This window comes from Aeromonas sp. R2-2 (genome assembly GCF_040908355.1).
GTDB classification, from domain to species: Bacteria; Pseudomonadota; Gammaproteobacteria; order Enterobacterales; family Aeromonadaceae; genus Aeromonas; species Aeromonas veronii.
In genome coordinates, this window is the sequence record NZ_JBFODQ010000088.1 from 20,194 (window position 1) to 27,810 (window position 7,617).

The 7,617-nt window shown below is 62.1% G+C and carries 5 protein-coding genes; 2 read left to right on the plus strand and 3 right to left on the minus strand.

Translation table 11 applies throughout. The features are described 5' to 3' along the window. Window positions 1–73 precede the first annotated feature (73 nt). The 3 genes from lolE to AB5Z09_RS18515 form a co-directional block, all read right to left on the minus strand. The gene (gene lolE, locus AB5Z09_RS18505) at window positions 74–1,315 is read right to left on the minus strand and encodes a lipoprotein-releasing ABC transporter permease subunit LolE (RefSeq protein ID WP_368195958.1); all 1,242 of its coding nucleotides are present in this window, start codon (window positions 1,313–1,315) and stop codon (window positions 74–76) included. Continuing rightward, window positions 1,315–2,013, minus strand: a complete 699-nt coding sequence (gene lolD, locus AB5Z09_RS18510; protein WP_005336988.1) for a lipoprotein-releasing ABC transporter ATP-binding protein LolD — start codon at window positions 2,011–2,013, stop codon at window positions 1,315–1,317. Before lolD ends, lolE begins: the two co-directional genes overlap by 1 nt. A gap of 88 nt (window positions 2,014–2,101) precedes the next feature. Further along, the gene (locus tag AB5Z09_RS18515) at window positions 2,102–3,337 is read right to left on the minus strand and encodes a lipoprotein-releasing ABC transporter permease subunit (RefSeq protein ID WP_368195959.1); all 1,236 of its coding nucleotides are present in this window, start codon (window positions 3,335–3,337) and stop codon (window positions 2,102–2,104) included. A gap of 76 nt (window positions 3,338–3,413) precedes the next feature. On the opposite strand from AB5Z09_RS18515, the gene AB5Z09_RS18520 reads away from it, so the two are divergent. After that, window positions 3,414–3,989 carry a hypothetical protein gene (locus AB5Z09_RS18520; RefSeq protein WP_005351323.1) on the plus strand — a complete coding sequence of 192 codons (576 nt, stop codon included), beginning with the start codon at window positions 3,414–3,416 and terminating at the stop codon, window positions 3,987–3,989. A gap of 55 nt (window positions 3,990–4,044) precedes the next feature. Further along, window positions 4,045–7,512, plus strand: a complete 3,468-nt coding sequence (gene mfd, locus AB5Z09_RS18525) for a transcription-repair coupling factor (RefSeq protein WP_368195960.1) — start codon at window positions 4,045–4,047, stop codon at window positions 7,510–7,512. The last annotated feature ends 105 nt before the right edge of the window (window positions 7,513–7,617 follow it).

Sequence of the window (7,617 nt, forward strand, 5' to 3'; positions counted from 1 at the left end):
AAAACAGCAGGGCCCGCCGGTTNGTTTGCACCGGCGGGCCCTTCGTTATTTATGGCGCATTAGATGCAACCCATCAGTGACCCAGCTCGCGGGACGGTACCAGACCGCTCGCCCGCCAGGCGGGATAGAGGGTCGCCACCAGACTCATCAGGATGGCGGCGCCCGTCACGATGAGCAGATCCTGCATATGCAACTCGGTCGGCAAGAAGTCGATGAAGTAGATATCCGGATTGAGGAAGCGGTGGCCGATGAGCTTTTCGACAACGCTCAGGATCTGGGTCAGCTTGCTCGAAAGCAGCCCACCCAGCAGGGCGCCGAGCAGGGCACCAGCCACGCCGTTGACCATCCCCTGAATGACGAAGGTGAGCCGGATCTGGCCGGGGCTCGCCCCCATGGTTTTCAGTATGGCGATTTCGCTGCGCTTCTCGTTCACCGCCATCACCAGGGTGGAGACGATGTTGAAGCAGGCCACTGCCACCACCATCAGCATCACCACATACATGACGGTACGCACCATCTGGATGTCCTGATAGAGGTAGCCCTGGCTGTTCATCCAGCTGCGGATATAGACGTGATGAGGGAACTGCTGCGCGGCGGCTACGGTGATGGATTGCGCCTTGAGCACATCGCTCACCCGCAGGCTGAAGCCCTCCACATCGCTGCCCATGCCGGTGATCGCTTGCGCATCGGCCAGATGCATAAAGCCGAGCAGGCCGTCGAGCTGACCGCCGATCTCCAGCAGCCCCACCACGGTCAGGGCTTCGCGGCGGGGATTCTTGATCCCGGCCTGATCGCCCCCTTGCGGCAGCAGCAGGGCAACAGAATCCCCCACCTTGACGCCCAGTTTGTCGGCGATGGTCTTGCCAAGGATCACGCCACGTTCACCCGGTTGCAGCTCACGCAGACCACGGCCCGTCATGTATTTGCCGGCATCCGACAGATTGGCTTCCAGCTCCGGCAGCACGGCGCGCAGTTGCACCCCCTTGAGGGCGGAGCCGTGCTCCAGCAGGCCATTGAGGCGAATGACCGGGGCAGCCGCCTCAACGCCCGGCTGGGCCAGCAGGTAGTCACGCAGACGCGGCCAATCCGGCAGCGGCCGCTCGACGGCGTCCAGCTCACCTTGCGGCACGACCGAGAGCACCCGATCTTTGAGCTCCCGCTCGAAACCGTTCATGGCAGAGAGGCCCAGGATCAGCGCCATCACCCCGAGGGCAATACCGATCAGGGAAGAGGCAGAAATAAAGGCGATAAACCCGTTGCGACGGTGGGAGCGGCTGTAACGCAGGCCCAGAAAGAGGGGCAGCGGTTTGAACATCAGGCAACCTCCGCCATCACGCCGCTCACCAGGGTCACCCGGCGATGGAGCTTGGCCGCCAAGCTCAGGTCGTGGGTCACCACCACAAACGCAGTGCCCAGTTCACGGTTCAGTTCACACAGCAATTCGTACACCGCGGTGGCACTGGCGTGATCCAGATTGCCGGTGGGTTCGTCCGCCAGCACCAGACTCGGTTCGTTGACCAGCGCCCGAGCGATCGCCACCCGCTGACGTTCACCGCCGGAGAGCTCGGAGGGACGGTGGTTCAAGCGATGGGAGAGCCCTACCCTACCCAACATTTTGGTCGCCTTTTCGGTGGCAACCGCCACCGACTCACCGGCGATCAGCAGCGGCATGGCCGCATTTTCCAGCGCACTGAACTCGGAGAGCAGGTGATGGAACTGGTAGACAAAGCCCAGCTCGCGGTTGCGAAAGCGAGCCTGTGTGCGGCTATCCCAATGGTGGATATCCTCCCCCTTGAACAGCACGGCGCCGCTGGAGGGGTTGTCCAGCGCCCCCATCAGATGCAGCAGAGTGGTCTTGCCGGAGCCCGAGCTCCCCACCACCGCCAGCATTTCACCGGGCGCGACACAGAGATCGATCCCCTTGAGCACCTGAGTCTCCAGCTCCCCCTCTTTATAGACATGGTTGAGCGCCTGGCAGCGCAGCAGAGGTTCACGGGATACGGCTTCATTCATAACAGGGGCTCCACTTGCCTCGGTAACAACGCTGGCACCCGCAACAACGGGGGCACCAGTCACAACAGAAGATGCATTATTCACAGCATTACTCATAACGCAGCGCCTCGGCCGGTTTCACCCGCGCAGCGCGGGCCGCCGGGTAGAGGGTGGCACTGAAGCTCAGCAGCACGGCGCCCAGCAAAATGGTAATGACCTGAGCCGGCTCGACGATGACCGGCAGGCCACTGCCGCCCGCCGCCATATAGAGGTTGAGCCCCACCGCATTGAGCAGAGGGTTGAGACCCAGGGATAGCGCAAGGCCCGCCAGTCCGCCAAACAGGGCGCCAATCACCCCGCTGGAGGCGCCGAGCACCATGAAGATTTTGACGATCCCCGATTCACTCATGCCCATGGTGCGCAGGATGGCCACTTCGCCCTCCTTGTCCGTCACCACCATCACCAGCGCGGAGAGGATGTTGAAGGTAGCGACAGCGATGATCAGCACCAGCATCAGCCCCATCATCCGTTTTTCCATAGCGACCGCCTGGAACAGCTCGCCCCGCTCGCGACGCCAATCCTGCCATAGCAAGCCATCCGGCAGCGGCGTCTTGATCACTTCGTCGGCCGCAAAGGGATCATCGAGCCAGAGGCGAATGCCACCGACGGTTTCTGGCGGCAGACGCAGCAGCCGCTGGGCATCCCCCAGGGCGATCAGCGCAATCTGGTTATCCACATCGGCGCCGACCCCGAAGATACCGGAGACGGTAAAGAGGCGCTGGGCCGGTACCCGGCCAAACGGAGTGAAGCGGGTCCCCTCGGTCAGGATCAGGCGAACCTGATCGCCGATGGAGACATTGAGGCGACGTGCCACCCCCTGCCCCAGCACGATGCGGTAGTGGCCGGCCTGCAGGGTATCGAGGCGCCCCCCCAACATCTGGCTGTGGAGGATATCATCTTTGGGCCACTTTGCAGGGTCGATCCCCTGCACGCTCACCCCGGTCAGCTGGCCGGGGCTTTGCAGCATCCCTTCGCTGTCGAGCATGGGGGCAGAGGCAACCACATGGGGTAATTTGGCCAGATCCGGCAAGCCTTGCGGGTATGCATCAATGCGGCCAGCCTGATTGGTCACCACCACATGGGGGATCACCCCGAGGATGCGCCCTTTGAGCTGCCCTTCGAAACCGTTCATCACCGAAATGACCACCATCAGGGCGGCAACCCCGATGGCAATGCCAAAGGTAGAGAACAGGGAGATAAATGAGACGAAGCGATTGCTGCGCTTCGAGCCTGCATAACGCAGGCCGATGGCCAGCGAAAGGGGCTGAAAAAGTCCGGTCTTCAAGGATATGTACGTTGCCAACAAAATAAGATACCGGATAATAAAGGGAAACCGTCCATGACAACAAGGGATAGCCTCCATGCAGGAACAGTTCTTCAGCGTCACTCATGCCACGCCGGTCAATGTGATCCCCATGCCGGCCGACTTCCACCTCCCCTCGCTGGAGGAGCTGGACGCTGAGCTGCCGGAGCCCTTTCGGATCTCTTCGGCCATTACCTCCATCGATCTGGTGACCACCCGCCTGCTGCGCAACCAGAACGAGTCGATGCACGATCTGATCGAGATCGTCAATCAGCAGTCCCGCAAGATCGACATGATCATGGGCTATGTGCTCTCCCTGCAGGACCATCCGGAGCAGCGCTTTCACACCCTGCGCTTCGGGGCTGGCCAGCTCACCTACCTGCACCCCTATCATGATCACGGGGATGCGCCGCACCTGCACCAAATCGTGCGCCTCAAGATCTTCCTGCGGGAAGAGGCGGCCGCCATCTACTGCTATGGCCAGGTCAAACAGCTCGACGGCGGTGAACATGGCACCCATGTGCAGCTCGACTATGTGCGGATCCGCGAAGATGACCGTGAACTGCTGGTTCGTGCCAGCCTCCACGTGCAATCGAAGCAGCTCAAGCTGCGCGCCCAAGAACGTCAGCGCTAACCAGAGCGAACGTCGCGATAGATAACGTCAACGTTAAAAGAATCGAATCATGCCAATGACACTCCCCGCCTTGCCCGCCAAAGCGGGCCAAAAGATCACGCTCGGCCAGCTGGTCGGCAGCAGCCTATCGCTGATTGCAGCCCGTCTCACCAGTGAAGCCAAGGGGCCGTTACTGCTTATCACCGCCGATACCCCGAGCGCCCTGCGCCTGGAGCAGGAGCTACAGTACTTGCTGGCAGACAAGCAGCTAGCCGACCAGTCCGCGCCGGTATTGTTGTTCCCCGATTGGGAGACCCTGCCCTACGACACCTTCTCTCCCCATCAGGACATCATTTCCCAGCGGCTAGAGACTCTCTACAAGCTGCCGCAAATGAGCAAGGGGGTATTGATTGTCCCCATCTCCACTCTGATGTTGCGCTGCGCCCCCCGGGTCTATCTCGACAAATACAGCCTGATGGTGAAGGCCGGTCAGCGCCTCAACCTGCAACAGCTGCGCGGGCGGCTGGTCGAGGCGGGTTACGTGGCGGTGGATCAGGTGTTGGAACATGGCGAATTTGCCGCTCGCGGTTCCCTGCTCGATCTCTTTCCCATGGGCAGTAGCAGCCCCTATCGCATCGACTTCTTCGACGATGAAGTGGACTCCATCCGCCCATTCGATCCCGAAACCCAGCGCTCCAGCGAACCGGTCAAGACGGTCAGCCTGCTGCCCGCCCGGGAATACCCTACCGACGAGGCGGCCATCGAGCTGTTTCGTGGCCAGTTCCGCGAGCAGTTCGAGCTGTCGCGGGCCGAGGGCTCCGTCTATCAGGAGGTGAGCAAGGGGCGCTGGCCCGCCGGCATCGAATACTATCTGCCTCTCTTCTTCAACCAGACCGCCAGCCTGTTTGACTACCTGCCGGAAGAGACCCTGCTGCTCACCGTGGGCGATATCTACCCCGCCGCCCAGCGCTTCTGGAACGATATCGGCCAGCGCTATGAAGACAGACGCTGGGACAACACTCGCCCCCTGCTACCCCCGGCCCAGCTCTATCTGCCGGTGGAGCAGCTCTTTGCCGCCCTCGGCCAATATGGCGCGGTGCGGCTGCAAGAGGCCGCCACCGCGGGCGATGCCGGTCAGCACGATCTGCCCATCGAGGCGCTGCCGGATCTGCAACTCGATCACAGCAAGGAGCAACCCCTGCTGGCGCTCAACCAGTTCCTGCAAGGTTTTGCCGGGCGCACCCTGTTTGCGGTGGAATCCGAAGGACGGCGGGAGGTGCTCGGCGATCTGCTGGCGCGTATCTCCCTGCAACCCAAGGAGTTCCCCTCCCTCGACGCCTTTATGGCGAGCCCGGATCGCCACGGCCTGCTGGTGGCACCGCTTGAGCGTGGCTTCCTGTGGCAGGAGGTCGGTCAGGATCCACTGGCCCTGATCACCGAAACCGAGCTGCTGGGCGGCAAGGTGCGCAGCAAGCGGGCGCGGGAGAAGAGCAAAAACTTAAGCTCCGATGCGGTGATCAGAAACCTGGGAGAGCTGACCCAGGGTCAGCCGGTGGTCCATCTGGATCACGGGGTCGGCCGCTATCTGGGGCTCGAAACCATCGATGCAGGTGGTCTGCCCACCGAGTTTTTGACCCTTGAATATGCCGGCGGCGACAAGCTGTTCGTGCCGGTCACCAGTTTGCACCTTATCAGCCGCTATACAGGCTCTGATAACCCGCCCAGCCACAAGCTCGGCGGTGAAGCCTGGAGCAAGGCGCGGCGCAAGGCGGCGGAGAAGGTGCGCGACGTGGCAGCCGAGTTGCTGGATGTCTACGCTCATCGCGCCGCTCGCGCCGGTTTTGCCTTCAAGCACGACAAAGAGGCCTATCGCCAGTTTGCCGCCAGCTTCCCGTTCGAGGAGACCGACGATCAGCTCAACGCCATCAATGCGGTGCTGGGGGACATGTGTCAGGCCAAGAGCATGGACCGACTGGTGTGCGGCGACGTGGGTTTCGGCAAGACCGAAGTGGCGATGCGGGCGGCGTTTGTGGCCGTGCATGGCGGCAAACAGGTCGCCGTGCTGGTGCCCACCACCCTGCTGGCGCAACAGCACTACGACAACTTCCGCGACCGCTTTGCCAACTGGCCGGTGCGGGTCGAGGTGCTGAGCCGCTTCCGCTCCGCCAAGGAGCAGAGCGCTGTGATGAAGGAATTGGCCGAAGGCAAGGTGGATATCATCATCGGCACCCACAAGCTGCTCGGCTCCGAGCTCACTTTCAAGGATCTGGGACTGCTCATCGTCGATGAGGAGCACAGATTCGGGGTGCGCCAGAAGGAGAAGATCAAGGCACTGAGGGCCGATGTGGATATCCTCACTCTCACCGCCACCCCTATTCCGCGCACCCTCAACATGGCGATGTCGGGCATGCGGGATCTCTCCATCATCGCCACCCCGCCCGCCAAGCGGCTCGCCATCAAGACCTTCGTGCGCCAGCACGAACCGGCGGTGGTGCGCGAGGCGGTACTGCGGGAACTCAAGCGTGGTGGTCAGGTCTACTACCTGCACAACGATGTCGAGAGCATCGAGAAGTGCGCCTCCGATCTGGCGGAGCTGGTACCCGAGGCCCGCATCGGCATCGCCCACGGCCAGATGCGCGAGCGCGACCTTGAGCGGATCATGTCCGACTTCTACCATCAGCGCTTCAACCTGCTGGTCTGTACCACCATCATCGAGACCGGCATCGACGTGCCGAGCGCCAACACCATCATCATGGATCGGGCGGATCACCTGGGCCTGGCCCAACTGCACCAGCTGCGGGGCCGGGTTGGCCGCTCCCACCATCAGGCCTACGCCTACCTGCTCACCCCCCATCCCAAGCTGATGACCAAGGATGCGGCGAAGCGGCTGGAGGCGATCGCCTCGCTCGAAGATCTCGGCGCCGGTTTTGCGCTGGCGACCCACGATCTGGAGATCCGTGGCGCGGGCGAACTGCTCGGCGACGATCAGAGCGGCCAGATTGAATCGGTCGGCTTCACCCTCTATATGGAGATGCTGGAGCAGGCGGTCGAGGCGCTGAAAAATGGCAAGGAGCCATCGCTGGAGCAGCTGATGAGCCAGCACACCGAGGTGGAGCTGCGCCTGCCTGCGCTGCTGCCGGATGACTACATTCCGGACGTCAATATGCGTCTCTCCATGTACAAGCGGATTGCCAGTGCGGCGGACGAGCAGGAGCTGCGCGAGCTGAAAGTGGAGCTGATCGACCGGTTCGGCCTCTTGCCGGAGGCGACCAAAACCCTGCTGGAGCTGGCTGCCTTCCGTCAGCGTGCCACCGCCCTTGGCATTCGCCGGGTGGAGATGAGCGAGCGTGGCGGCTATCTCGACTTCACCCAGGAGACCAAGGTCAATCCGGCCTATCTGGTCAAGCTGCTCTCCAGCCAGCCAAGGGTCTACAAGATGGATGGGCCGACTCGGCTGCGTTTCCAGGTGCCGACCCAGGATCGCGCCATGCGCCTGAAACTGGTGGATGGTTTGCTGGCTGATCTGGCCAACAACAGCCTGTGAATCTCTGCAACGCTAGCGGCGAGCCAGAGAGATAACGCCAACTAAAACGGGAGCCATACCGGCTCCCGTTTTGTTTATGTTGGCTGGTGACTAGCGTCGCCCTTC